The following is a 26,114-nucleotide window of genomic DNA, read 5'->3' on the forward strand; positions in this document are numbered from 1 at the left end:
CGAATATGTCACGAAAATTTGAAGATTAAGCAATTTTCACCAGCGCCCGGCCCTGGAAATGGTTGCTAATGATTTTTTCGGCATACTCCGGAGCCTGGTCCAGCGTAATTTCGGTGGCGCTTTGGCTGAAGAAGGACTCCGGCAAATCACGCACCAGACGTTTCCATGCCTGCGTGCGACGCGCCGCTGGCGTCATCACGGAATCCACGCCCTGCAGACGCACATTACGTAGGATAAATGGCATCACGGTTGTTGGCAGCGCAAAACCACCCGCCAAACCGCAGGCCGCCACGCATCCGCCGTAGTTCATCTGTGCCAGCAGTTTTGCCAGCACTTTATCGCCCACGGTATCCACCGCACCCGCCCAGACCTGTTTTTCCAGTGGACGGGTTTCGCTGAACTCTTCGCGTCCCAGAATACGGTTTGCGCCCAGTGAACGCAGGTAATCATGTGTGCTTTCGCGCCCGGTAACGGCAGTAACCTGATATCCGAGTTTGTGCAGCAGCGTCACTGCGGTACTGCCCACGCCACCGCTGGCGCCGGTCACGACCACTTCACCGGAGTCCGGGCGAACGCCAGCCTCTTCCAGCGCCATCACGCACAGCATCGCAGTAAAACCGGCGGTGCCGATGATCATCGCTTTGCGGCCATCGAGACCTTTTGGCATGGGCACCAGCCAGTCGCCGTTGACGCGCGCCTGCGTGGAGAGGCCGCCCCAGTGGTTTTCACCCACGCCCCAGCCGGTCAACAGCACCTGCTGTCCTGGGTGAAAGCGCGGATCTTCGCTGGAATGCACGTGACCTGCGAAATCAATTCCCGGAATCATCGGAAAATTGCGGATGATTTTCCCGGTGCCTGTGATGGCAAGAGCATCCTTATAGTTCAGGCTGGACCAGTCGATATCCACAGTCACGTTCCCCTCCGGGAGACGGTTTTCCTCAACGGATTGAACCGACGCCAGAGTTTTGCCGTCTTGCTGTTCTAAGATCAAAGCCTGCATACAGATGTCCTCACTAAGCATGATGATTGGAAAATAATTTCTGAAGACTATACTCGCTCATTGAAACGCTATGCCGATTTAACGCAATAAATTGCCAGATAGACCAGGTTTGGTAGTATGCCCCTGCTAAACGCAAGTTAGCACTTACTTGCACTTTAACTGCCTCCCCATCAACCAACGGAGTGATCTCAAGGATGCGATTAACGACGAAATTTTCAGCTTTTATTACGCTGCTGACGGGGCTGACTATCTTCGTCACCCTGATGGGGTGCTCGCTAAGCTTTTATAATGCCATTCAGGACAAACTGACCAACCGCGTGCAGTCCGTGGCTTCGGTCATTGATTCGCGACTGGTTACGTCAACGTTGCCCGCGCTGTCTCAGCAACTGGATGAGCTGATGGTGCCGGTGGATATTGTACACATCGACATTCTACAAGGTAGCAAAGTCCTCCTGAGCCATGCGCGTCAGAGCAGCTATCGCCCAGCCGGGACGCTGGCACAATACCGCGAGATGACGATTCACTCCCTGAAAAGCCCTGGGGTGACCATCAGGCTGGTCTATCAGGACCCGATGGCGAACTATTTCCGTTCACTGATGACCACTGCGCCGCTCACCGTTGCGGTGGGCTTTATTGTGGTGCTGATCTTTCTGGCGGTGCGCTGGCTTCGACGCCAGCTTTCCGGACAGGAACTCCTGGAATCGCGATCTGTACGTATTTTAAACGGTGAACGAGGTGCTAAGGTGCGCGGGTCTGTTTATGAATGGCCATCGCGGACCAGCAGCGCGCTGGATGTGTTGCTTTCAGAAATCCAGTTCGCCAGCGATCAGCGCAGCCGTATGGATACGCTGATTAGGTCCTACGCCGCCCAGGACAATAAAACCGGGCTGAATAACCGCCTTTTCTTTGATAATCAACTGGCCACGCTGCTGGAAGATACCGAAAAGGTGGGTACTCACGGGGTGGTGATGGTTATCCGACTGCCCGATTTCGATCTGTTACGCGATACCTGGGGCCGCTCGGTGGCGGAAGAGCATCTCTTTACGCTCATCAATTTGTTATCGACATTTATTATGCGTTATCCCGGTGCGCTACTGGCGCGCTACCACCGCAGTGATTTTGCCGTGTTGCTGCCGCATCGGACGCTGAAAGAATCGGAAAGTATCGCCAGTCAGCTGCTGAAAGCGGTCGATGCGCTGCCACCAACCAAAATGCTCGACCGGGATGATATGGTTCATATCGGCATTTGCGCCTGGCGCGGCGGCCAGCAAACTCAACAGGTGATGGAGCATGCCGAAGCGGCCACGCGTAATGCGGTGCTGCAGGGGGCAAATGGCTGGGCGGTTTACGATGATTCTCTGCCGGAAAAAGGGCGCGGCAACGTGCGCTGGCGAACGCTCATTGAACAGATGCTGAGCCGCGGCGGGCCACGAATTTATCAAAAACCGGCCGTGCTGCGTAACGGCCAGGTGCATCACCGCGAGTTACTTTGCCGTATCTTCGACGGCTCGGAAGAGGTTGTCTCCGCCGAATATCTGCCGATGGTGCTGCAGTTTGGTCTGTCGGAAGAGTACGACCGGCAGCAAATTACGCGCCTTATTCCATTTTTATCTTTCTGGCCGGAGGAAAATCTGGCATTACAGGTAACGGTAGAATCGCTGATTCGCCCGCGTTTTCAGCGCTGGCTGCGTGATGTGCTGATGCAATGTGAAAAATCGCAGCGGAAACGTATTATTTTTGAACTTGCAGAGGCAGATGTTTGTCAACATATCAGCCGTTTACAGCCGGTCGTCCGTTTGATGAATGCACTCGGTGCTCGCGTGGCAGTGACTCAGGCGGGTTTAACGCTGGTCAGTACCAGTTGGATCAAGGAGCTGGATGTGGAGCTGTTAAAGCTGCATCCGGGGCTGGTCAGGAATATTGAAAAGCGCACGGAAAACCAGCTGCTGGTTCAGAGTCTGGTGGAAGCGTGCAAGGGAACGCAAACGCAAGTCTTCGCCACAGGCATACGTTCACGCAGCGAATGGCAGATGTTGACGGAGCGCGGTGTCGCGGGTGGTCAGGGGGATTTTATTGCTACCTCTCAGCCGCTTGACAGCAATGTGAAAAAATATTTGCAAAGATACTCTGTTTGACCTGCCGTTTAATTTGTTTTCACGTAGAATATCGCGCCTGTAGCTTTGAGTATGACGAGCAAAACGCCAGTCGTTTACCTGGACGGGTTACAAATGAAAGCGAGTGACGCAGCTGTTAACTCAGCCCTGATGGAGTCAGGAAATAAATTTGTAACATAAGGAAACGTGCTGCACTAATTTTCACCGTAGCAGATGATTTTTGCGCCTTGTCGCTGCTACGTGTGGTTGGTAAAGTAAGCGGATTTTAATTTTTCCGCCCCAGCTTTCAGGATTATCCCTTAGTATGTTGAAAAAATTTCGTGGCATGTTTTCCAATGACCTGTCCATTGACCTGGGTACCGCGAATACCCTGATTTATGTAAAAGGACAAGGCATCGTATTGAATGAGCCTTCCGTTGTGGCCATTCGTCAGGATCGTGCCGGCTCCCCGAAAAGCGTGGCAGCCGTAGGACACGATGCGAAGCAGATGCTGGGTCGTACCCCAGGCAACATCGCCGCGATCCGCCCAATGAAAGACGGCGTTATCGCTGACTTCTTCGTGACTGAAAAAATGCTTCAGCACTTCATCAAGCAGGTTCACAGCAACAGCTTCATGCGCCCAAGTCCGCGCGTGCTGGTCTGTGTGCCAGTCGGTGCAACTCAGGTTGAACGCCGTGCGATCCGTGAATCCGCTCAGGGCGCAGGTGCGCGCGAAGTCTTCCTGATCGAAGAGCCGATGGCTGCTGCAATTGGTGCGGGTCTGCCGGTTTCTGAAGCAACAGGTTCCATGGTGGTGGATATCGGTGGTGGTACCACTGAAGTGGCCGTCATCTCTCTGAACGGTGTGGTTTACTCCTCTTCCGTGCGTATCGGCGGTGACCGTTTTGATGAAGCCATCATTAATTATGTGCGCCGTAACTACGGCTCTCTGATCGGTGAAGCCACCGCAGAGCGTATTAAGCACGAGATCGGTTCTGCTTACCCTGGCGACGAAGTCCGCGAAATCGAAGTTCGTGGCCGTAACCTGGCTGAAGGCGTTCCGCGTGGCTTTACCCTGAACTCCAACGAAATCCTCGAAGCGCTGCAAGAGCCGCTGACCGGTATCGTGAGCGCGGTGATGGTTGCGCTGGAACAGTGCCCACCAGAACTGGCTTCCGACATCTCAGAGCGCGGTATGGTTCTGACCGGTGGTGGCGCGCTGCTGCGTAACCTCGACCGCCTGTTAATGGAAGAGACAGGTATTCCTGTCGTAGTTGCAGAAGATCCACTGACTTGCGTAGCCCGTGGTGGCGGCAAGGCGCTGGAAATGATCGACATGCACGGCGGCGACTTGTTCAGCGAAGAGTAGTCGGTTTGAGAGGGTAGCGAAGGCTACCCTTTCTCTCTGACACGAGAATACGCATAGCCTATGAAGCCAATTTTTAGCCGTGGCCCGTCGCTGCAGTTTCGCCTGATCCTGGGGGTGCTGGTAGCGCTTGGAGTCATCATCGCCGATAGCCGCCTCGGTATGTTCAGCCAGATCCGAACATACATGGATACCGCCGTCAGTCCTTTCTACTTTGTATCAAATGGTCCCCGTGAATTACTCGACAGTGTTTCTCAAACCTTGTCATCACGCGACCAACTCGAGCTTGAAAACCGTGCATTGCGCCAGGAATTGCTGCTGAAAAACAGCGAGCTGCTGATGCTGGGTCAGTATCGCCAGGAAAACGCCCGTCTGCGTGAGCTGCTGGGATCGCCGCTGCGTCAGGACGAGCAGAAAATGGTGACTCAGGTGATCTCCACCGTTAACGATCCGTACAGCGATCAGGTGGTCATCGACAAAGGCAGCGTGAACGGTGTTTACGAAGGCCAGCCGGTCATCAGTGATAAAGGCGTTGTGGGCCAGGTGGTTGCTGTTGCTAAGCTCACCAGCCGCGTTTTATTGATCTGTGATGCCACCCATGCGCTGCCGATTCAGGTACTGCGTAATGATATCCGTATTATTGCGGCCGGTAACGGCTGTACGGACGATCTGCAGCTGGAGCATCTGCCAGCCAACACCGATATTCGTGTGGGTGATGTTCTGGTCACCTCCGGTCTCGGCGGGCGTTTCCCTGAAGGTTATCCGGTGGCGGTTGTCTCGTCGGTGAAACTGGATACGCAACGTGCGTACACGGTGATTCAGGCTCGTCCAACTGCGGGCTTACAGCGTCTGCGCTATTTGCTGCTGCTGTGGGGCGCCGATCGTAACGGTATCAACCCGATGACGCCAGAAGAGGTGCATCGCGTGGCCAATGAACGCTTAATGCAGATGATGCCGCAGGTTCTGCCTGCGCCGGACTCCATGGGGCCGCCTGCGCCAGTGCCTGCACCTGCTACGGGATTAACGCAGCCTCCTCCGGATGCACCGCTGCCGCCACAAATCTCCTCGGGAGGGCAGTAGTGGCGAGCTATCGTAGCCAGGGACGCTGGGTAATCTGGCTCTCGTTCTTCATCGCGTTATTGCTGCAAGTCATGCCCTGGCCGGACGACATTCTCGTTTTCCGGCCAAACTGGGTGCTGCTCATTTTACTCTACTGGACCCTCGCCCTGCCGCACCGCGTAAATGTGGGCACGGGTTTTGTGATGGGTGCCATACTGGATCTCATCAGTGGCTCAACGCTCGGCGTGCGCGCCCTGTCGATGAGTATTATTGCGTACCTCGTCGCACTGAAATTCCAGCTTTTCCGTAACCTCGCGCTCTGGCAACAGGCGTTGGTGGTGATGTTGTTGTCCCTCGCCGCGGATATCATTGTTTTCTGGGCTGAGTTTTTAGTGATCAACGTCTCTTTCCGACCGGAAGTGTTCTGGAGTAGTGTAGTAAACGGTGTGCTCTGGCCGTGGCTGTTCCTGCTGATGCGTAAAGTTCGCCAGCAGTTTGCCGTGCAATAAAAGGTTTCTATGACGTCTTTATTTCTTGCCTCTGGTTCCCCGCGTCGTCAGGAGTTACTCACTCAACTGGGTGTCTCTTTTGAACGTATCGTCACCGGTATTGAAGAAAAACGGGGCGATGGCGAAAGCGCGCAGCAGTATGTGTCTCGTCTGGCCCGGGAAAAAGCCCTGGCTGGCGTGGCGCAAACCCCGCGTGATTTGCCGGTGCTGGGGGCAGATACCATCGTGATTCTCAACGGTGAAGTGCTCGAGAAACCGCATGACGGTGAACATGCGGCGCAAATGCTGCGCAAATTATCCGGACAAACGCATCAGGTGATGACGGCGGTTGCACTGGCAGATAGCCAGCAGGTGCTGGATTGTCTGGTAGTCACGGATGTCACGTTCAGAGTGCTTACCGATGAGGAGATCGCCGGTTATATCGCCAGCGGTGAACCTATGGATAAAGCAGGTGCATACGGTATTCAGGGGCTGGGTGGCTGTTTCGTCAGGAAGATTAATGGCAGCTATCACGCCGTAGTCGGCTTACCGCTGGTGGAAACGTATGAGTTGCTGAGCAATTTTAACTCACTGCGTGAGGGAAGGGATAATTATGACGGCTGAATTGTTGGTAAACGTAACGCCATCGGAAACCCGAGTGGCCTATATTGATGGCGGCATTCTTCAGGAAATTCATATTGAGCGCGAAGCGCGACGCGGAATAGTAGGCAATATCTACAAAGGTCGTGTCAGTCGTGTACTACCGGGTATGCAGGCGGCATTTGTAGATATTGGCCTTGATAAAGCAGCGTTCTTGCACGCCTCGGATATCATGCCGCACACCGAATGTGTCGCGGGTGAAGAGCAAAAGCAGTTTACCGTTCGCGATATCTCCGAGCTGGTCCGCCAGGGACAGGATTTGATGGTCCAGGTGGTGAAAGATCCCCTCGGTACCAAAGGCGCCCGTCTGACAACCGACATCACTTTACCTTCTCGCTACCTGGTCTTTATGCCGGGCGCTTCACACGTCGGCGTTTCTCAGCGTATCGAAAGTGAAAGCGAGCGCGAACGCCTGAAAAAGGTGGTTGGCGCTTACTGCGACGAGCAGGGCGGTTTTATTATCCGTACCGCGGCAGAAGGGATCAGCGAAGAAGACCTAGCCTCCGATGCGGCGTACCTGAAACGCGTCTGGACCAAAGTCATGGAGCGTAAAAAACGCAACCAGACCCGCTATCAACTGTACGGAGAGCTGGCACTGGCCCAGCGCGTGTTGCGCGATTTCGCTGATGCGCAGCTCGATCGCATCCGCGTGGATTCGCGTCTGACCTACGACGCGCTGCTCGAATTCACCGCCGAATACATCCCAGAGATGCCTGGCCTGCTGGAGCATTACACCGGCCGCCAGCCGATCTTTGATCTCTTTGACGTCGAGAACGAAATCCAGCGCGCGCTGGAGCGCAAAGTGGAGCTGAAATCCGGCGGCTATCTGATCATCGATCAGACCGAAGCGATGACCACCGTGGATATCAACACCGGGGCATTTGTCGGCCACCGCAACCTCGACGACACCATCTTCAATACCAACATCGAAGCGACGCAGGCCATCGCGCGTCAGCTCCGTCTGCGCAATCTTGGCGGCATTATCATCATCGACTTTATCGATATGAATAATGAAGATCACCGCCGCCGCGTGCTGCACTCCCTGGAGCAGGCGCTAAGCAAAGATCGGGTGAAAACCAGTATCAACGGTTTCTCTCAGCTTGGTCTGGTGGAGATGACCCGCAAGCGCACACGCGAAAGCGTTGAACATGTGCTGTGCAACGAATGCCCAACCTGCCACGGACGCGGCACGGTAAAGTCCGTGGAGACAGTGTGCTACGAAATCATGCGTGAAATTGTCCGCGTCCATCACGCCTACGACTCCGACCGTTTTCTGGTCTATGCTTCCCCTGCGGTGGCAGAAGCACTGAAAGGCGAAGAGTCGCACGCGCTGGCGGAAGTGGAAATCTTTGTCGGCAAGCAGGTAAAAGTACAAATCGAACCACTCTATAACCAGCAGCAGTTTGACGTGGTGATGATGTAAGAGGCAGCAATGCTGCAAGAGAACGGCTGACAAGGAGAGATGCGTGAGGCGATTGCCAGGAATTTTACTGCTTACAGGGGCAACGCTTGTCGTCATTGTCGCGTTGCTCGTGAGCGGGCTGCGCCTCGTGTTACCGCATCTCGACAGCTGGCGCCCGCAGGTGCTGGCAAAGATCGAAAGCGCCACCGGCATTCCCGTTGACGTCAGCCAGCTGAGTGCCAGCTGGCAAAATTTCGGCCCAACGCTGGATGTCCGCGATATCAACGCGAGCCTGAAAGACGGCGGTCATCTCAAAATCAAACGCGTGACGCTGGCGCTGGATGTCTGGCAAAGTTTGCTGCACATGCGCTGGCAGTTTCGCGATCTCACCTTCTGGCAGCTTCAGTTTCTGACCAACACGCCTCTAAACCAGGGCGATAACAGCAAAGGCATCGAGACCAACCGCTTCAGCGATCTTTTTCTGCGCCAGTTCGATCATTTCGATCTGCGCGACAGCGAAATCAGTTTCATTACCCTCTCCGGACAACGGGCCGAACTGGCGATCCCGCAACTCACCTGGCTTAACGGCAAAGATCGCCATCGCGCCGAAGGGCAGGTGAATCTCTCCAGCCTGAACGGGCAGCACGGCATCATGCAGGTGCGCATGGATCTGCGCGACGACAACGGCCTGCTGAACAAAGGCAAAGTCTGGCTGCAGGCCGACGATGTGGATGTCAAACCCTGGCTGGGCAAATGGATGCAGGATAACGTGGCGCTACAAAGAGCGCGCTTCAGTCTTGAAGGCTGGCTGACGCTGGCCGACGGTGATATCTCCGCCGGGGATGTGTGGCTGAAGCAGGGCGGCGCGGCGTGGAAAGGGGATACGCAATCCCATGATATGTCAGTCGATAACCTGACGGCACACGTCACCCGTCAGGGCGACAGCTGGCAATTCTCCATTCCCGATACCCGCATCACCATGGACGGCAAAGCCTGGCCGCGCGGCGCATTAACGATGGCGTGGGTACCTGAGCAGGAAGTGGGCGGCGTGAACAACAAACGCAGTGATGAGCTGCGTATCCGCGCCAGCAATCTCGATCTGGCGAGTCTCGACGGTTTACGGCCTATCGCGAACCGCATATCAACTGCGCTCGGCGAAGTCTGGGAAGCCACACAGCCGAGCGGCCAGATCGACACCCTGGCGCTGGATATCCCTCTGCAGGCCACAGAAAAAACCCGTTTCCAGGCCTCGTGGAAAGCGCTCTCCTGGAAGCAGTGGAAGCTGCTGCCCGGTGCCGAACACTTTGGCGGAAAGCTTGAGGGCAGCGTTGAAAACGGCAGACTGACGGCGGAAATGAATGACGCCAAAATGCCGTACGAAACGGTTTTCCGTGCGCCGCTGGAGATTGAAAAAGGCACTGCCATTCTTAACTGGCTGAATAACGAGAAAGGTTTTCAGCTCGATGGCCGTGATATCGACGTAAAAGCCACCGGCGTTCACGCGCGCGGTAATTTCCGCTATCTGCAGCCGGAAGGTGATGAGCCATGGCTGGGGATTCTGGCCGGTATCAGCACTGACGATGGCGGCCAGGCATGGCGCTATTTCCCGGAAAACCTGATGGGCAAAGCGCTGGTTGACTACCTGAGCGGCGCGATTCAGGGCGGTCAGGCCGATAATGCCACGCTGGTTTATGGCGGCAATCCGCACCTGTTCCCGTACAAACACAACGAAGGCCAGTTCCAGGTTCTGGTGCCGCTGCGCAATGCGACTTTCGCCTTCCAGCCCGACTGGCCAGCGCTGAAAAACCTCAATATCGAACTGAATTTCCTGAACGACGGGCTGTGGATGAAATCTGACAGCGTCGCGCTGGGCGGCGTAACCGCCAGTAATTTGAGAGCGGTGATTCCGGATTACTCGAAAGAGAAGCTGCTGATCGACGCGGACATTAACGGGCCGGGCAAAGCCGTCGGGCCTTATTTCGAAGAGACACCGCTGGATGATTCGCTGGGCGCTGCGCTGCAAGAGCTGCAAATCGATGGCGATGTGAATGCCCGCTTGCATCTCGACATCCCGCTGGATGGCGAGATGACCACCGCCGAAGGCGATGTGGTGCTGAACAATAACAGCCTGTTCATCAAGCCGCTAGATAGTACGCTCAAGAACCTGAGCGGCAAATTCAGCTTTGTGAATGGCAATCTGAAAAGCGGGCCGCTGAAAGCCAACTGGTTTAATCAACCGATTAACGTGGATTTCAGCACCACCGAAGGTGAAAAAGCCTATCAGGTCGCCGTCAATATGGATGCTAACTGGCAGCCCGCGCGGATGGACGTGCTTCCAAAGCCGGTGGCCGAATCTATTGACGGAACGGTTGCCTGGAACGGTAAAGTGGCCATCGACCTGCCTTATCGTGGAAGTGCGCACTACAAAGTCGACGTGACCGGCGATCTGAAGAATGTAAGCAGTCACTTACCTGCACCGCTGGATAAAAAAGCCGGGCAGCCACTGCCGATGAACATCAACGTGCAAGGCGATCTGAACAGCTTCGCTCTCACCGGCAATGCGAATGGTACAAATCACTTTAACAGCCGCTGGTTGCTCAGTCGCAAACTGACTCTTGACCGGGCCATCTGGACCACGGACAGCCGCACCATTCCGCCACTCCCTGAGCAGCCAGGCGTTGAGCTGAACCTGCCCGCGATGGATGGCGCCGAGTGGCTGGCGATGTTTAACAAGGGCGTTGGGCAAAATGTGGATGAAGCCGCCCAGTTCCCGCAGCGCGTGACCGTCCGTACGCCGTCTCTGACCCTGGGCGGGCAGCAGTGGAATAACCTCAGCATTGTCTCTGAGCCAACCCTCAACGGTTCGACGGTGGAAGCGCAGGGCCGCGAGATTAACGCCACGCTCACAATGCGTGACAATGCGCCATGGCAGGCGGCAATTCGTTATCTTTACTACAACCCGACGACGGCCACGAAAGGGCAAACGGGAGCGGCTTCGCCGTTAGCCGAGGTTTCAAAAGTGGAATTCAGCGGCTGGCCGGATTTACAACTGCGCTGCGCGGAGTGCTGGCTGTGGGGCCAGAAATATGGCCGCATCGACGGTGATTTTGCCGTGAAGGGCAACACCCTGAGCCTCGCGGGCGGCCTGATTGATACCGGCTTTGGGCGTCTGACGGCGGACGGAGAGTGGGTGAATGGCGCGGGCGAACAGCGCACCTCCCTGAAAGGTAGAATCAAGGGCAACAAGCTGGATGCGGCGGCGAATTTCTTTGGCGTCAGCACACCGCTGCGCGGCTCTTCCTTCGATGTTAATTACGATCTGCACTGGCGCGCTGAGCCGTGGAAACCGGACGAAGCTACGCTGAACGGCATCCTCAAAACCAATCTGGGCAAAGGCGAAATCGCCGACGTCAGCACTGGCCACGCCGGGCAGCTTTTACGTTTACTGAGCTTTGACGCGCTGCTGCGCAAACTGCGTTTTGACTTCAGCGATACTTTCAGCGAAGGGTTCTATTACGACTCCATTCGCAGTACGGCGTGGATCAAAGACGGCGTTCTGCATACGGATGACACGCTGGTGGATGGCCTCGAAGCCGATATCGCCATGAAAGGCTCAGTGAATCTGGTGCGTCGCGAACTGGATATGGAAGCGGTTGTTGCGCCGGAGATCTCGGCGACCGTCGGTGTCGCTGCGGCATTCGTGGTCAACCCGATTGTGGGCGCAGCGGTGTTTGCCGCCAGTAAGGTGCTTGGGCCGCTGTGGAGTAAGGTCTCAATCCTGCGCTATCGCATTACCGGCCCGGTCGATAAGCCGCAGATTAATGAGGTGCTCCGTCAGGCGCGCAAAGATGCACAGCAATGATTTGACGCGGGCGAGTAATTGCCCCACTCTCATAAATAATGAATTTTTTTACCGCCCTTGGGCGGCAACGAACGAGTAGCAAAACGATGAGTCTGAACCTGGTAAGTGAACATTTGCTCGCAGCGAACGGCCTGAGTCATCAGGACCTGTTTTCCATTCTTGCCCAACTAACCGAGCGTCGCCTCGATTACGGCGATCTCTATTTCCAGTCGAGCTACCACGAATCCTGGGTTTTAGAAGACAGCATCATTAAAGATGGCTCTTATAACATCGACCAGGGCGTCGGTGTTCGCGCCGTAAGCGGTGAGAAAACTGGCTTTGCCTATGCCGATCAGATTAGCCTGACTGCGCTGGAGCAGAGTGCCCAGGCAGCGCGGACTATCGTGCGTGAAGCGGGCGATGGTCGTGTGAAAACCCTCGGCGAAGTGCAGCATTCTGCGCTCTATACCAGCATCGATCCGCTGCAAAGCATGACCCGCGAGGAGAAGCTGGATATCCTGCGCCGCGTGGACAAAGTGGCTCGCGCGACGGATAAACGCGTTCAAGAAGTGTCAGCCAGCCTGAGCGGTGTGTATGAACTCATTCTGGTGGCTGCTACCGACGGTACGCTGGCCGCTGATGTGCGCCCGCTGGTACGTCTGTCTGTCAGCGTGCAGGTGGAAGATGACGGTAAACGCGAGCGCGGCTCCAGCGGTGGCGGCGGTCGTTTTGGTTATGACTGGTTCCTGGCCGATGAAGACGGCGATGTTCGCGCAGATGCGTGGGCGAAAGAAGCCGTACGCATGGCTCTGGTGAATCTCAATGCGGTAGCGGCCCCAGCCGGTACGCTGCCGGTTGTACTGGGCGCAGGCTGGCCTGGCGTGCTGCTGCACGAAGCGGTCGGTCACGGTCTGGAAGGCGATTTCAACCGTCGCGGCACCTCCGTATTCAGCGGTCAGATGGGCGAGCTGGTGGCCTCTGAACTGTGTACCGTTGTGGATGATGGCACCATGACCGATCGTCGCGGTTCTATCTCTATCGATGATGAAGGCACGCCGGGGCAGTACAACGTGCTGATCGAAAACGGCATTCTGAAAGGCTACATGCAGGACAAACTCAACGCGCGTCTGATGGGCGTTGCGCCAACCGGGAACGGGCGTCGCGAATCCTACGCACATCTGCCGATGCCGCGTATGACCAACACCTATATGCTCGCAGGCAAATCGACGCCGCAGGAGATCATCGAATCCGTGGATTACGGGATCTTCGCGCCAAACTTCGGCGGTGGCCAGGTGGATATCACCTCCGGCAAGTTTGTCTTCTCGACGTCCGAAGCCTATCTGATTGAAAAAGGCAAAGTCACCAAAGCGGTGAAAGGCGCTACGCTGATAGGCTCCGGTATCGAGGCGATGCAGCAGATTTCGATGGTGGGTAACGATCTGAAGCTGGATAAAGGCGTGGGCGTCTGCGGTAAAGAAGGCCAGAGCCTGCCGGTAGGCGTCGGTCAGCCGACGCTGAAAGTGGATAATCTGACCGTCGGCGGTACCGCCTGACCTGAAGTCTTATTGAAAAAATGGCGCGTCTGAAAAGGCGCGCCATTTTTTTTGCGACGCTTATCGCGCGCTGTTTAGCGGCACCTCAGGATCGGGCTCGCGAGTGATGCGGTTACGTAAATCACGACGGATAATTTCAATCGACCAGAACCAGATCAGGTGACCCACTATCTCGGAAACGTGCTCGTACCACGGAAGATCAAACAGTGGCGGTGTCAGCCCCATCAGCGGGAACGAAATCATATGAACAAATAGCTGCGCTAATGCCCCGGCGAATAAACCCTGCCAGAGCTTTATTTTCGGAAAGACTTCCGCAACAACGCAATAGCCTACGGCGAACACGATTGAGAAAATAATATGTGTCACGCCAACCCAGTTGAATATATGTCCGGCAAATGTATAAACCGCAGCGTTAGGGTCGACGACGCCCAGCCAGTCGCGGAGAAATACATAGGGTGGATTCAGGAAATTACGTGAGCAATCAATTTGGCTGGCGGCTCTGATTAATTGCTCTGGCCCGCATGCGGCGCTGAATAAATCGGTTGGACTGCGCGGAGGAAGAGGAACTTCGGCGCCCCATTTGACAAAGGCGGAGACAATCCCGGCGATCAGCCCAATGAACGCGGCGAGTCCGTAGCGCCTGCGTGAAGGCGGTGTTTGTTCGAATAGATTCATATTTATTCCTTGTTTAAACAAAATCCTGAGAAACGTTATTTTTATGAAGTATTTATTTAACAACTCTATAACCGTCTGATATTTGCATAGAACAGGTTTCAGACAATGAGTACGATAAAGGTCACAAGGCAAATATGTCAATTCGCCATTATTAATAGAACTCAGTGGAATATCTTAATTGCGCCGGAACGGACTGGGGGGTATTTATCTCTGACAGGAGGGCAGAGGCCAAATTCCAATAATCATTTGACCTCTCTGCATTTACGGGGCGGCTTACTCTTTTCTTCTGCCCCGCATTCCCTGATAAAGCTCCGCCACTTCCACAAAATAGTCCGTCAGATAGTTAATACAGACCTGGACCTTAAGCGGCAGTTTGTCCTTTTCCGTATAGAGGGCATACACCGGGCGGGGATCGGACTGGTAGCGCGGGAAGAGGATCTCCAGCTCACCGCTGTTGATCTCATTGATCACCCACATCAACGGCACGTAGGCGATGCCTGCCCCGGCGACCAGCCAGCGGGAGATGGTCATGGGATCGTTCGTCACGAACCGCCCCTGCGGCAGCAGTTTGGTCGACAGCCCTTCCGGGGCAATCAGCTCAAACTCGTTGTCCGGACGCACGCTGTACTCCAGCCAGGAGTGATTGCTCAAATCGGCTGGTTTTTCCGGCACGCCAAACTGCGCCAGATAGTTTTTAGAGGCGCAGACAACCATCGGCATACTGCCCAGGCGACGAGAGAACAGGCTGGAATCCTGCAGCGCACCGACGCGGATCACGACGTCCAGACCGTCGGCGATCAGGTCTGGCGCAGGGATGCCGGTGACCAAATTTACCGCCAGACCTGGATACTCTTTAAGCATTTCCGCCGTCATACTGGCGAGGACATTTTGTGCCATAGTTGAAGAACACCCGATCCGCAGTGTGCCGATGGGGGTGTTATTGAAGGCATAGAGTTGCTCGTGCACGTCCTGGACTTCGTGCAACATCCGACGACAGCCCTGGTAATAAATTTTACCCGCCTCCGTCAGCCCAATGCTGCGGGTGCTGCGGTTGAGCAGCTTGACCTGAAGCTCATCTTCCAGTTTTGACACCGTCTGGCTGATGGATGAAACACTCATCTGAAGCTGTCGGGCAGCGGCGGTAAAGGAGCCAAATTCGACGACTTTGGCAAACACAGACATGCGCTTTAAACGTTCCATTGTTCACTCTGGCTTAAAAGTGATTTAGATCACATATTATAGATAACAGCATAACAGTTACGTTAATATATTATTACTGACATAACAGCTTCACCATTCCCGCCCGGCTTTTCTTGCCCTTCTGCGATGGTGTGAGCTAAACAAAAACTGTCGCCTGCACGCGTTCAAATCAAGGTCAACATGAGTCTGTTTCCCGTTATCGTGGTGTTCGGTTTATCGTTCCCACCGATTTTCTTCGAACTAATTTTATCACTGGCGATTTTCTGGCTGGTGCGCAAGATGCTGGTTCCAACCGGCATCTACGATTTTGTCTGGCACCCTGCACTGTTTAATACCGCGCTGTATTGCTGCCTGTTCTGGCTTGTATCGCGCATGTTTGTCTGAGGTAGATGTGAAAACACTAACAAGAAATATCTCCCGTACCGCCATCACCGTGGCGCTGGTGGTCCTGGCGTTCATCGCAATTTTCCGCGCCTGGGTGTTTTACACCGAGTCACCCTGGACGCGTGACGCGCGTTTCAGCGCGGATGTGGTGGCCATTGCCCCTGACGTCGCCGGGCTTATTACCGCGGTTAACGTGCGTGATAACGAACTGGTGAAAAAAGATCAGGTGCTTTTCACCATCGATCAGCCTCGCTACCAGAAAGCCCTCGAAGAGGCTGAAGCAGACGTCGCCTACTATCGGGCGCTGGCCACGGAAAAACGCCGTGAAGCCGGACGACGTAACCAGCTGGGCGTACAGGCCATGTCTCGTGAAGAGATTGACCAGTCTAACAACGTATTGCAAACCGTTCTGCATCAGCAGGCAAAAGCCGAAGCGACGCGCGACCTGGCGAAACTGGATCTGGAACGTACGGTGATCCGTGCGCCGTCTGACGGCTGGGTGACCAACCTCAACGTCTATACCGGTGAATTTATCACTCGCGGCTCCACCGCCGTGGCGCTGGTGAAACAGCACTCTTTCTATATTCTCGCCTATATGGAAGAGACCAAACTGGAAGGGGTACGTCCAGGCTATCGCGCCGAAATCACGCCGCTGGGCAGCAACCGTGTGCTTAAAGGCACGGTGGACAGCGTGGCCGCAGGCGTCACCAACTCCAGCGCCACTCGCGATACCAAAGGGATGGCAACGGTTGATTCTAATCTTGAGTGGGTTCGTCTGGCGCAGCGTGTGCCGGTGCGTATTCGTCTCGATGACGAGCAGGGCAACCTGTGGCCGGCCGGCACCACGGCGACGGTGGTGATCACCGGTGAGAAAGACCGTAACGGCAACAACGACTCCCTGTTCCGTAAAATCGCGCATCGTCTGCGTGAGATTGGTTAATTGTGATGGGCATTTTCACCATCGCCACCCAGCACGTTCGCTTCGCCATTAAGCTGGCGTGCGCCATTGTGCTGGCGCTGTTTGTCGGTTTTCACTTCCAGCTTGAAACCCCGCGTTGGGCGGTGCTGACGGCGGCGATTGTTGCTGCGGGTCCGGCCTTCGCGGCGGGCGGCGAACCCTACTCTGGCGCTATCCGTTATCGCGGGATGCTGCGTATCGCCGGGACATTTATCGGCTGTATCGCAGCGCTGACGATCATTATCACCATGATCCGCTCCCCGCTGATGATGCTGATGGTGTGCTGTATCTGGGCGGGCTTTTGTACCTGGGTTTCCTCGCTGGTGAAGGTAGAGAACTCCTACGCCTGGGGCTTATCCGGCTATACCGCGCTGATCATTGTGATTACCATTCAGAGTGAACCCCTGCTTGCGCCGCAGTTTGCTCTTGAGCGTTGCAGTGAGATTGTCATCGGGATTGTCTGTGCGATCGTTGCCGATCTGCTTTTCTCGCCGCGCTCCATCAAGCAGGAAGTCGATCGCGAGCTGGATGCGCTGATTGTTGCTCAATATCAACTGATGCAGCTGTGTATTAAACACGGCGACAGCGAAGAGGTGGACAACGCCTGGAGCGCGCTGGTGCGCCGCAGCACGGCGCTGGAAGGAATGCGCAGCAATCTGAATATGGAATCCTCCCGCTGGGCGCGCGCTAACCGACGCCTTAAAGCGCTCAATACCGTCTCCCTGACGCTGATCACCCAGGCCTGCGAAACCTACCTGATTCAAAATACCCGTCCCGAGGCGGTCACGGATACCTTCCGTGAACTGTTCGCAGAACCCGTCGAAACGGTGCAGGATGTGCGCAAACAGCTGAAGAGAATGCGACGAGTCATTGTCTGGACCGGTGAGCGCGACACGCCTGTCACCATTTACAGTTGGGTAGGTGCGGCGACACGCTATCTGCTCCTCAAACGCGGCGTCATCAGTAATACCAAAATCAGCGCTATTGAAGAGGAGATTCTACGAAGCGAAGTGGTCATCAAAGCCGAGTCGGCAGAGCGCCACCATGCGATGGTGAACTTCTGGCGTACGACTATCGCGTGTGTGCTCGGCACGCTCTTCTGGCTGTGGACGGGCTGGACATCGGGTGCGAGCGCGATGGTAATGATTGCAGTGGTGACTTCGCTGGCGATGCGTCTGCCAAATCCACGTATGGTGGCGGTTGATTTTCTGTATGGCGCGCTCGCGGCGCTCCCCATCGGGGCGTTCTATTTCCTGGTGGTGCTGCCCTCCACCCAGCAAAGTATGCTGCTGCTGTGTATCAGTCTTGCGGTGCTGGCGTTCTTTATCGGGATTGAAGTGCAAAAGCGTCGTCTCGGATCTTTGGGCGCACTCGCCAGTACGATCAACATTCTGGTGCTGGATAACCCGATGACCTTCCACTTCAGTCAGTTCCTCGACAGCGCGTTAGGCCAGCTGGTGGGGTGTTTCCTGGCGATGATGGTCATCCTGCTGGTGCGCGATAACTCCCATGCGCGCACCGGACGTGTACTCCTGAACCAGTTTGTCTCGGCGGCGGTATCTGCGATGACCACCAATACCGCGCGTCGCAAAGAGAACCATCTGCCGGCCCTGTATCAGCAGCTGTTTTTACTGCTGACGAAATTCCCTGGCGATATTGCCAAGTTCCGCCTGGCGCTGACGATGATCATCGCGCACCAGCGTCTGCGCAATGCGCCCATTCCGATCAACGACGATCTGTCGGCATTTCACCGCCAGCTGCGTCGCACGGCGGATCATGTGATTTCGGCCTCGTCGGACGATAAGCGCCGCCGCTACTTTGGCCAGTTACTGGAAGAGCTAAACATCTACCAGGAGAAACTGCGGGTCTGGGAAGCGCCGCGGCAAGTGACGGAACCAGTACAGCGACTGACGGATGTGCTGCATCGGTATCAGAATACACTTACCGACAGCTAGTTGGCTCTGCTCAGCCGACAAACACACCGTAAAAACCGACGCCAAAAGCGTCGGTTTTTTTGTGGCTATACTTATTCTGGCAGGCTCTTAAACCCAGATCAGGAGGACACATGACCACCCAGGCACTCCAGGACAATGCGCTTTTTCAAACCGGATATCTGGTAGACGGCATATGGAAAACGCTGGATACCACTTTTGATGTGCTCAACCCGGCCACGGGTGATGTCGTCGCGAAAGTCGCAAAAGCAGGTAAAAAAGAGACCGAAGAGGCTATCGCGGCAGCCAGTCGCGCCTTCCCGGCATGGCGAGCGAAAACGGCGAAAGAGCGTTCGGCGATCCTGTACCGCTGGTACGAACTAATTATTGAGAACAAAAGCTGGCTCGGACGGCTGATGACCACCGAACAAGGTAAACCGCTAAAAGAGGCGGAAGGCGAAGTCGAATACGCCGCCAGCTTTATCCAGTGGTTTGCCGAGCAGGCGAAACGCGCTAACGGGGAAATCATCCCCCCCATCAAACCCGGCTCACGCATTCTGGCGACCCGCGAACCCATCGGCGTGGTGGCGGCGATCACGCCGTGGAATTTCCCGATGGCGATGCTGACCCGCAAACTCGGCCCGGCGTTGGCCGCAGGCTGTACCGGTGTGATCAAACCCGCTAACAACACACCGCTCAGCGCTTTTGCGCTGCTGACGCTGGCGAAAAAAGCCGGTGTCCCTGATGGCGTACTCAACGCCGTCGCCGGGAACACCCACGAGATCAGCGATGCCATCATGGCCAGCCATGATGTGCGGAAAATCTCGTTTACCGGTTCGACTGCCGTGGGCAAAACGCTGGTGCGTAATGCCGCAGAAACTATGAAAAAAGTCTCCATGGAGCTGGGCGGCAATGCGCCTTATATCGTCTTTGACGATGCTGATATTGATGCTGCCGTGAAAGGGGCGATTGCCAATAAATTCCGCAACGCCGGGCAGGTGTGTGTCAGCGTGAACCGGTTCTATATTCAGGAATCCGTCTACGACGCCTTTGTGACCAAACTCGCTGATGCGGTAAACGCCCTGAAAGTGGGGAACGGCCTGGAAGAGGGCGTGGTGGTGGGGCCGCTGATTGAACCTGCTGCGGTGAATAAAGTGCGCGAACACGTTGAGGATGCGGTCGCAAAAGGTGCAACGGTGCTGGCGGGCGGTAAAGCGCATTCGCTCGGTGGTAATTTCTGGCAGCCAACCGTGTTGGGCGAGTGTCACGAAGGGATGAAACTGGCTGAGGAAGAGACCTTTGGCCCGGTTGCCGCCTGTTTCCGCTTTACTTCAGAAGAAGAGGTGATCCAGCGTGCTAACAACACGCCGTTTGGCCTGGCGGCTTACTTCTATACGCAAAATCTTTCGCGCGTTTTCCGCGTATCGCAGGCGATTGAGAGCGGCATGATCGGCATTAACGAATGTGCGGTCTCGACCGAGCTCGGCCCATTCGGCGGTGTGAAAGAGTCGGGACTGGGTCGGGAAGGATCGGTTCTTGGGCTGGAAGAGTTTCTGGAAGTTAAAACCCTGCATATCGGGGGATTATAATTATCGTCAGGGCGGCGCAGGCCGCCTTTCTGGACGGGGTGGCGGGCAATGAATATCTATACGTTTGATTTTGATGAAATCGACAGTCAGGAAGACTTTTACCGCGAATTTTGTCGCACATTTGGATTAGAACAGGCAAAGGTAACGGATCTGGATTCGCTGTGGGACGTGGTGATTGGCGACCTCTTACCCATGCCGCTGGAGCTGGAGTTTATCCACCTGCCGGATAAGCTACGTCGACGCTTTGGCGCACTGGTTCTGCTGTTTGATGAGGCGGAAGAAGAGCTGGAAGGGCAACTACGCTTTAACGTTCGTCACTGATTTAGACATAAAAAAGCCCCTGACAAAGCGTCAGGGGCAAGTCGTATGATGAGATACGACGAGGGTTTATTTGTACAGCTCAGCCGTTGCATGCCAGTGGTCACCCTGATTTAGCTCGGTGACACGATAGCTGCTTGCGCCTGCTTTTTCAGCTTTAGCCGCCAGCTCCTGGCGGATATCCATCGGAGAACCCGCGACGGAAGATACGGATACACTACCCATTGATTGCAGGTTTTGCGCTTGCTCAGCATTCACCTGATGCACAGCTGCGCTGGCACCGAAAGAGAGAACGGAAGCTAAGCCTAGGGTCGCGATGATTAATTTGGTGTTCATAGTCGTACTCCTGAATGTGTTTCCTCGACGGCGAGAAGGGTTATACCGCTATTTTTATGCCTGGTGCCGTTGAGTTGATAATGTCGTTACTACTTACTATTGATAAAACTTATTTGTACAGCTCAGCCGTTGCGTGCCAGTGGTCACCAGAACGCGCTTCGATGATGCGATAAGAAGACGCACCCTGCTCTTCGGCTTTCTTATTCAGCATTTCGTGCATGTCCATCGGAGACGTACCGATTGCACCTACGGAAACGGTGCCGATGGCCTGGCGAGATTGTGCCTGATCAGCGTTGATAGAGTCGGCAGCAAATGCACCGAATGACAGGACAGACAGGACGCTCAGAGCCGCTACAGTTGTTTTGATTTTCATGATTGTTTACCTCGTCGAATTTATTGGGGTCTTTCGTTTCGTGACCCTCATCACAAAATCAAGTATACACTAATCACGCTAAATATTAATACCACGCTAATTGTTTCATGGGTAATTACGTGTTAACTGGTCACGTTTTTATAACTAAAATGCATAGAATTGACCGTTTTTTGGTCACAATGCTAGTCGATCTATAAGTAAATCATAGACATAACGAACTTTGATTTTTTGTGCGATCTGTTGATAGATCATTCGCTGGATGAATGAAAAGAGGCAGGTAAAAGCACTATTTGCAAAAGTAAGCACAACAGAATGGGGACGTAAACAAGGCGGGGGGCAGAACATTCCCCGCTGCCTGAGCAGCAGGGAAGGGGATTACAGCTCCTGTTCGAACAGCATCAGGATAGCTTCGTAGAGATCTTTAACGGAAAAACCGTTCGCCGGCGTAGTAAAGATGGTGTCATCCCCCGCGATGGTGCCGAGGATCCCTTCCGCTTTACCCAGTGAATCGAGCAAGCGGGCGATTAACTGCGCCGCACCCGGACTTGTATGGATCACGACCACCGCGTCGTTGTAATCAATATCCAGCACCAGGTTTTTCAGCGGGCTGGAGGTGGTCGGCACGCCCAGCTCGGCTGGCAGGCAGTAAACCATTTCCATTTTGGCGTTGCGAGTACGCACCGCGCCAAACTTGGTGAGCATACGGGAGACTTTCGACTGATTAATGTTCTCGAAACCTTGTTCCTGTAAAGCCAGAACAATCTCTCCCTGAGAACTGAATTTCTCTTCTTTGAGCAGCGCTTTAAACGCCTTCACTAATTCTTCTTGTTTTGACGAGCTTCGCATAAGTCACCCGGAATATGACGATAGAAACAACATTATTATGCATGTGGATGAATTTTTATGCAAATATTCTGCCCTGAACCAGGCTGAAATAATGTTATGAAAGGGAGTGATTTTATCAAATTTCGTTATCAGAAAACATGCCTACATCACGGCGCGTAAATAACCTCAAAAGTAAACTAAATGTTATCAAAATGATGTTGTTTTGCTGGCGAGTGAGGGTGTATTGTAACCACCGTCTTGATTGGCTACTTCGTTGCCGCAGTTTGCTGGAAGCATTCTGGCAAAGGTGAAAGACGCGTGACCTCAAATTCTTTAGCTACGAAAATTGTAATTATTTACCTGCTGAATTAATGTCGCCGCAACGGAGTAACAGATATTAAAGTTAACCATAATAAGGAGTTTAGGATGAAAGTTGCAGTCCTCGGCGCTGCTGGTGGTATCGGCCAGGCGCTTGCCCTACTACTGAAAACCCAACTGCCTTCAGGCTCAGAACTCTCTCTGTATGATATTGCTCCGGTAACCCCAGGTGTGGCGGTTGACCTGAGCCACATCCCAACAGCTGTGAAAATCAAAGGCTTCTCCGGTGAAAACGCACGCCCGGCGCTCGAAGGCGCAGACGTCGTGCTGATCTCCGCGGGTGTTGCACGTAAGCCTGGTATGGACCGTTCCGATCTGTTCAACGTCAACGCCGGTATCGTGAAGAACCTGGTCCAGCAGATCGCAGAAACCTGCCCGAAAGCCTGTATCGGTATCATCACTAACCCGGTCAACACCACGGTTGCTATCGCAGCAGAAGTGCTGAAAAAAGCCGGCGTTTACGATAAGAACAAACTGTTTGGCGTGACCACGCTGGACATCATCCGTTCCAACACCTTCGTGGCTGAACTGAAAGGCAAACAGCCTTCCGACATCGAAGTGCCGGTTATCGGTGGTCACTCTGGCGTGACAATTCTGCCACTGCTGTCCCAGATCCCAGGCGTGAGCTTCTCCGAGCAGGAAGTGGCTGACCTGACCAAACGCATCCAGAACGCGGGCACCGAAGTGGTGGAAGCGAAGGCGGGTGGCGGTTCTGCAACCCTGTCTATGGGCCAGGCGGCTGCACGTTTTGGTCTGTCTCTGGTTCGCGCGCTGCAAGGCGAGAAAGGCGTAGTGGAATGTGCGTATGTGGAAGGTGACGGCGAGCACGCCCGTTTCTTCTCACAGCCGCTGTTGCTGGGTAAAAACGGCGTTGAAGAACGTCAGTCAATCGGCAAGCTGAGCGCGTTTGAACAACAAGCGATGGAAGGCATGCTCGATACGCTGAAGAAAGATATTACCCTGGGCGAAGAGTTCGTTAACAAATAAACGAATGCCAGGCGATAAAAAACCGGAGCCATGGCTCCGGTTTTTTTATGCCGCTTAGTTGGTGGACGGGTATTCCTGAATAGTGACCTGAATGGTCAGCTTCTTATCATTACGCATGACTTCCACCGGAATGATAGAACCCGGGCGAATCTCTGCCACCTGGTCCATTGTCTCCAGCGCGGATACTGCCGGGATACCGTTCACCGACACAATCACGTCATTAACCTGCAGTCCTGCCGCCGCAGCCGGGCCACCTGGGGTGACTTCGTTCACGACGATGCCCTGAATCTGATCGATACCGCCACCCTGCGTATGCAGCGGCGCGATTTCACGTCCACCAATTCCAATGTAGCCACGGATCACGCGACCGTCGCGGATTAGCTTGTCCATGATTTTGGTCGCCAGCTGGAACGGGATCGCAAAACCGATGCCTTCCGGCGTTTCGCCGTCGTTGCTCTTATCAAAGGAGAGGGTGTTGATGCCCATCAGTTCGCCGAGGGAGTTCACCAGCGCGCCGCCGGAGTTTCCGTGGTTGATGGAGGCATCCGTCTGCAGGAAATTCTGTCGTCCTGACGGGTTCAGGCCAATACGACCGGTGGCGCTGATAATCCCCTGGGTAATGGTCTGGCCCAGGTTATAGGGGTTACCGATTGCCATCACCACGTCGCCGATATGCGGCGTGCGCTTGCGGTTAATTGGAATCACCGGTAAGCCACCGCTGGCGGTAATTTTCAATACCGCCAGATCCGTCAGGCTATCCGAACCGACCAGCAGGGCTTCAAAAACGCGGCCATCCTGCAACGCCACAATAATCTGATCGGCGTCGTTGATAACGTGCTTGTTGGTAATGATGTAGCCGCGCTCGTCCATAATTACGCCGGATCCGAGGGTGCGGATCTCCAGCTGATTATTGGCGGAACTGTTGAGGCCGCGGTTATAGACGTTCACTACGGCGGGTGCCGCCCGGCGAACGGCCTGGTTGTAACTCACTGGCGTCTCATCCGTACTGTCGAACTGAGGCGCCGCCAGCTTATTGAACTGACGTAATGAGGGCATTGCAGCCAGTAATAAACCGCCAACGACCAATCCGATGGCGACGGAGCGAAATAGCTTAAGAACCATGATGCGGGCGTCGTTAATTGAGAAACGGTTGCAGCATAACATGACTTATCCGGACATCACACGCAGCGGTGATGTCCGGGGTCAGTGCTTAGCGTAATAAGATGTAAAGCGTGTCGTTGCCGCGAACAATTTGCAGCGCAATCACCGTCGGTTTGCTCTCCAGCACTTTGCGCATTTCTGCAATCGACTGCACGCGGTTGCGGTTCACGCCGATGATCACGTCATCCTGATGCAAGCCAGCCTGTGCGGCCGGGCTGCTCTTCTCGACGCTTTCAATGGTGATGCCTTTGGTGCCGTCTTTGAGCTGCCCGTCACTCAGCGCCGCGCCTTGCAGGGCAGGGGCGATCAGCTCGGCGCTGGCCGATGCAGAGGTGCTCTTATCCAGCGTCACTTCCACGTCGAGCGGTTTACCGTCGCGCAGCAGGCCGAGTTTCACTTTGGTGCCTGGCTCTGTGGTGGCGATGCGCGAGCGCAATTCCGCAAAGCTGTTCAGCGGTTTACCGTTCAGGCTTACAATCACATCGCCCGATTTCACGCCCGCCTTAGCCGAGCCGGAATTGGCCAGCACTTCGCTGACGAACGCCCCGCGCTGGACGTTAAGATTGAACGCTTTCGCAATATCAGCGCTCATCTCCATGCCTTTGATACCCAACAGCCCGCGTTTGATTTCGCCGGACTCAATCAGCTGTTGCGCCAGGGTTTTCGCCATATTGCTGGGGATGGCGAAACCGATGCCAATGCTGCCGCCGCCCGGTGCGAGGATCGCGGTGTTAATCCCGATCAGCTCGCCGTTCAGGTTCAGCAGGGCACCGCCGGAGTTGCCGCGGTTAATGGAGGCGTCGGTCTGGATAAAGTTCTCCAGCCCTTCAAGGTTCAGCCCGCTGCGGCCAAGCGCCGAGACAATCCCGGAAGTCGCGGTCTGGCCTAAACCAAACGGGTTACCGACGGCCACGGCAAAATCTCCGACGCGCAGTTTATCGGAGTCGGCGATCACAATTTGCGTCAGATTGCTGGGGTTTTGTATTTGCAGCAGCGCGATGTCGCTCTGGTCATCGCCGCCAATCAGTTTGGCGTCAAACTCACGACCATCGTTCATCTGCACGCTGATTTTGTCGGCCTGGCTGATGACGTGGTTGTTGGTCAACACGTAGCCTTTCGCCGCGTCGATCACCACGCCGGAGCCAAGCCCTTCAAAAGGTTGCGCTGGCTGGTCCGGGCCTTCTTCGCCAAAGTATTTTTTTAGCTCTTCCGGCACGCGCTGGCTTTGCGCGGCGGTGCCTTCCACCTTCACGCTCACCACCGCAGGCAGCACTTTTTCAAGCATCGGCGCCAGGCTCGGAATGGCAGCCGCACCAGGCACTTGCGAAGGAAGCGCCGCGGCCGCAGGCCAGGACGCCGTCAAAGATAACCCGACACTTAACGCTATCGCGCTTAACAGCTGGTTTTTTTTCTTCATTGATGCTGGCTCTCGTTGCCTGGAGTAAAGGAAAATCGGCCCAAAAACAGTCTGATGTTATTGAATTTCAAACCACTGAACAATGAGGTAATTGACTAAATAATAGCTGGGAAGGGAAAG

At 54.9% G+C, this 26,114-nt stretch carries 22 protein-coding genes; 14 read left to right on the forward strand and 8 right to left on the reverse strand.

Features of this window, described 5'->3' with window-relative positions:
• Positions 1–25: 25 nt before the first annotated feature.
• Entirely contained in the window at positions 26–1,000 is a 975-nt protein-coding gene (locus DAI21_RS06915) for an MDR family oxidoreductase (protein WP_107702746.1), read from the reverse strand.
• A 194-nt stretch (positions 1,001–1,194) separates the two neighbouring features.
• Here DAI21_RS06915 and csrD point away from each other — a divergent pair, with 194 nt between their 5' ends.
• From csrD to tldD, 8 genes are all read left to right on the forward strand, one after another.
• Positions 1,195–3,135 (forward strand): RNase E specificity factor CsrD, encoded by a 1,941-nt coding sequence (gene csrD, locus DAI21_RS06920; protein WP_102105519.1) that lies wholly within the window; start codon positions 1,195–1,197, stop codon positions 3,133–3,135.
• A 283-nt stretch (positions 3,136–3,418) separates the two neighbouring features.
• Positions 3,419–4,462, forward strand: coding sequence for a rod shape-determining protein MreB (mreB, locus tag DAI21_RS06930; protein WP_000913396.1), 1,044 nt, complete (start codon positions 3,419–3,421; stop codon positions 4,460–4,462).
• A gap of 60 nt (positions 4,463–4,522) precedes the next feature.
• Positions 4,523–5,539, forward strand: a complete 1,017-nt coding sequence (mreC, locus tag DAI21_RS06935; protein ID WP_100778686.1) for a rod shape-determining protein MreC — start codon at positions 4,523–4,525, stop codon at positions 5,537–5,539.
• Complete coding sequence (gene mreD / locus DAI21_RS06940; protein WP_095283628.1) at positions 5,539–6,027, forward strand: rod shape-determining protein MreD; 489 nt, start codon at positions 5,539–5,541, stop codon at positions 6,025–6,027. The genes mreC and mreD overlap by 1 nt, the downstream gene beginning before the upstream one ends.
• Positions 6,028–6,036: 9 nt before the next feature.
• Positions 6,037–6,630, forward strand: coding sequence for a nucleoside triphosphate pyrophosphatase (locus tag DAI21_RS06945; protein WP_107702747.1), 594 nt, complete (start codon positions 6,037–6,039; stop codon positions 6,628–6,630).
• Positions 6,620–8,089 carry a ribonuclease G gene (rng, locus tag DAI21_RS06950; protein ID WP_107702748.1) on the forward strand — a complete coding sequence of 490 codons (1,470 nt, stop codon included), beginning with the start codon at positions 6,620–6,622 and terminating at the stop codon, positions 8,087–8,089. Before DAI21_RS06945 ends, rng begins: the two co-directional genes overlap by 11 nt.
• A 43-nt stretch (positions 8,090–8,132) precedes the next feature.
• Positions 8,133–11,930 (forward strand): AsmA2 domain-containing protein YhdP, encoded by a 3,798-nt coding sequence (gene yhdP, locus DAI21_RS06955; RefSeq protein WP_107702749.1) that lies wholly within the window; start codon positions 8,133–8,135, stop codon positions 11,928–11,930.
• A gap of 86 nt (positions 11,931–12,016) precedes the next feature.
• Complete coding sequence (gene tldD, locus DAI21_RS06960) at positions 12,017–13,462, forward strand: metalloprotease TldD (RefSeq protein ID WP_100778690.1); 1,446 nt, start codon at positions 12,017–12,019, stop codon at positions 13,460–13,462.
• Positions 13,463–13,522: 60 nt separating this feature from the next.
• Here tldD and DAI21_RS06965 read toward each other — a convergent pair whose 3' ends face one another.
• Positions 13,523–14,137: a YagU family protein gene (locus tag DAI21_RS06965; protein WP_102105516.1), complete on the reverse strand. Its 615-nt coding sequence runs from the start codon at positions 14,135–14,137 to the stop codon at positions 13,523–13,525.
• Between the two features lie 273 nt (positions 14,138–14,410).
• Positions 14,411–15,337, reverse strand: coding sequence for an HTH-type transcriptional activator AaeR (gene aaeR, locus DAI21_RS06970; RefSeq protein WP_095283622.1), 927 nt, complete (start codon positions 15,335–15,337; stop codon positions 14,411–14,413).
• Between the two features lie 180 nt (positions 15,338–15,517).
• On the opposite strand from aaeR, the gene aaeX reads away from it, so the two are divergent.
• The 5 genes from aaeX to DAI21_RS06995 all read left to right on the forward strand — a co-directional run bounded on the left by aaeX (position 15,518) and on the right by DAI21_RS06995 (position 20,520).
• On the forward strand, positions 15,518–15,721 hold the full coding sequence (aaeX, locus tag DAI21_RS06975) for a p-hydroxybenzoic acid efflux pump operon protein AaeX (RefSeq protein ID WP_100778693.1): 204 nt from the start codon (positions 15,518–15,520) through the stop codon (positions 15,719–15,721).
• A 7-nt stretch (positions 15,722–15,728) separates the two neighbouring features.
• Positions 15,729–16,661, forward strand: coding sequence for a p-hydroxybenzoic acid efflux pump subunit AaeA (aaeA, locus tag DAI21_RS06980; protein ID WP_102105514.1), 933 nt, complete (start codon positions 15,729–15,731; stop codon positions 16,659–16,661).
• 5 nt (positions 16,662–16,666) lie between these two features.
• A complete protein-coding gene (gene aaeB, locus DAI21_RS06985; RefSeq protein WP_100780806.1) occupies positions 16,667–18,634 on the forward strand; it encodes a p-hydroxybenzoic acid efflux pump subunit AaeB in 1,968 nt (655 codons plus the stop codon).
• A 110-nt stretch (positions 18,635–18,744) separates the two neighbouring features.
• On the forward strand, positions 18,745–20,199 hold the full coding sequence (locus DAI21_RS06990; protein ID WP_107702750.1) for an NAD-dependent succinate-semialdehyde dehydrogenase: 1,455 nt from the start codon (positions 18,745–18,747) through the stop codon (positions 20,197–20,199).
• 48 nt (positions 20,200–20,247) lie between these two features.
• Positions 20,248–20,520, forward strand: a complete 273-nt coding sequence (locus DAI21_RS06995) for a hypothetical protein (RefSeq protein WP_107702751.1) — start codon at positions 20,248–20,250, stop codon at positions 20,518–20,520.
• 66 nt (positions 20,521–20,586) lie between these two features.
• On the opposite strand, the gene yhcN (DAI21_RS07000) is transcribed toward DAI21_RS06995, so the two are convergent.
• From yhcN (DAI21_RS07000) to argR, 3 genes are all read right to left on the reverse strand, one after another.
• Positions 20,587–20,853, reverse strand: a complete 267-nt coding sequence (gene yhcN, locus DAI21_RS07000; RefSeq protein ID WP_100778697.1) for a peroxide/acid stress response protein YhcN — start codon at positions 20,851–20,853, stop codon at positions 20,587–20,589.
• Positions 20,854–20,962: 109 nt separating this feature from the next.
• The gene (gene yhcN / locus DAI21_RS07005; protein ID WP_047347671.1) at positions 20,963–21,226 is read right to left on the reverse strand and encodes a peroxide/acid stress response protein YhcN; all 264 of its coding nucleotides are present in this window, start codon (positions 21,224–21,226) and stop codon (positions 20,963–20,965) included.
• 375 nt (positions 21,227–21,601) lie between these two features.
• Entirely contained in the window at positions 21,602–22,072 is a 471-nt protein-coding gene (gene argR / locus DAI21_RS07010) for a transcriptional regulator ArgR (RefSeq protein WP_100778698.1), read from the reverse strand.
• A 405-nt stretch (positions 22,073–22,477) separates the two neighbouring features.
• On the opposite strand from argR, the gene mdh reads away from it, so the two are divergent.
• Positions 22,478–23,416, forward strand: coding sequence for a malate dehydrogenase (gene mdh / locus DAI21_RS07020; RefSeq protein ID WP_100778699.1), 939 nt, complete (start codon positions 22,478–22,480; stop codon positions 23,414–23,416).
• A gap of 54 nt (positions 23,417–23,470) precedes the next feature.
• Here the strand turns inward: mdh and degS are convergent, their stop codons facing one another.
• Both degS and degQ read right to left on the reverse strand, forming a co-directional pair.
• A complete protein-coding gene (degS, locus tag DAI21_RS07025; RefSeq protein ID WP_100780807.1) occupies positions 23,471–24,538 on the reverse strand; it encodes an outer membrane-stress sensor serine endopeptidase DegS in 1,068 nt (355 codons plus the stop codon).
• 88 nt (positions 24,539–24,626) lie between these two features.
• On the reverse strand, positions 24,627–25,994 hold the full coding sequence (gene degQ, locus DAI21_RS07030) for a serine endoprotease DegQ (RefSeq protein ID WP_107702752.1): 1,368 nt from the start codon (positions 25,992–25,994) through the stop codon (positions 24,627–24,629).
• Positions 25,995–26,114 lie beyond the last annotated feature (120 nt).

Origin of the sequence: Lelliottia sp. WB101 (assembly GCF_003051885.1) — a bacterium.
In the GTDB taxonomy this organism is placed as follows: Bacteria; Pseudomonadota; Gammaproteobacteria; order Enterobacterales; family Enterobacteriaceae; genus Enterobacter; species Enterobacter nimipressuralis.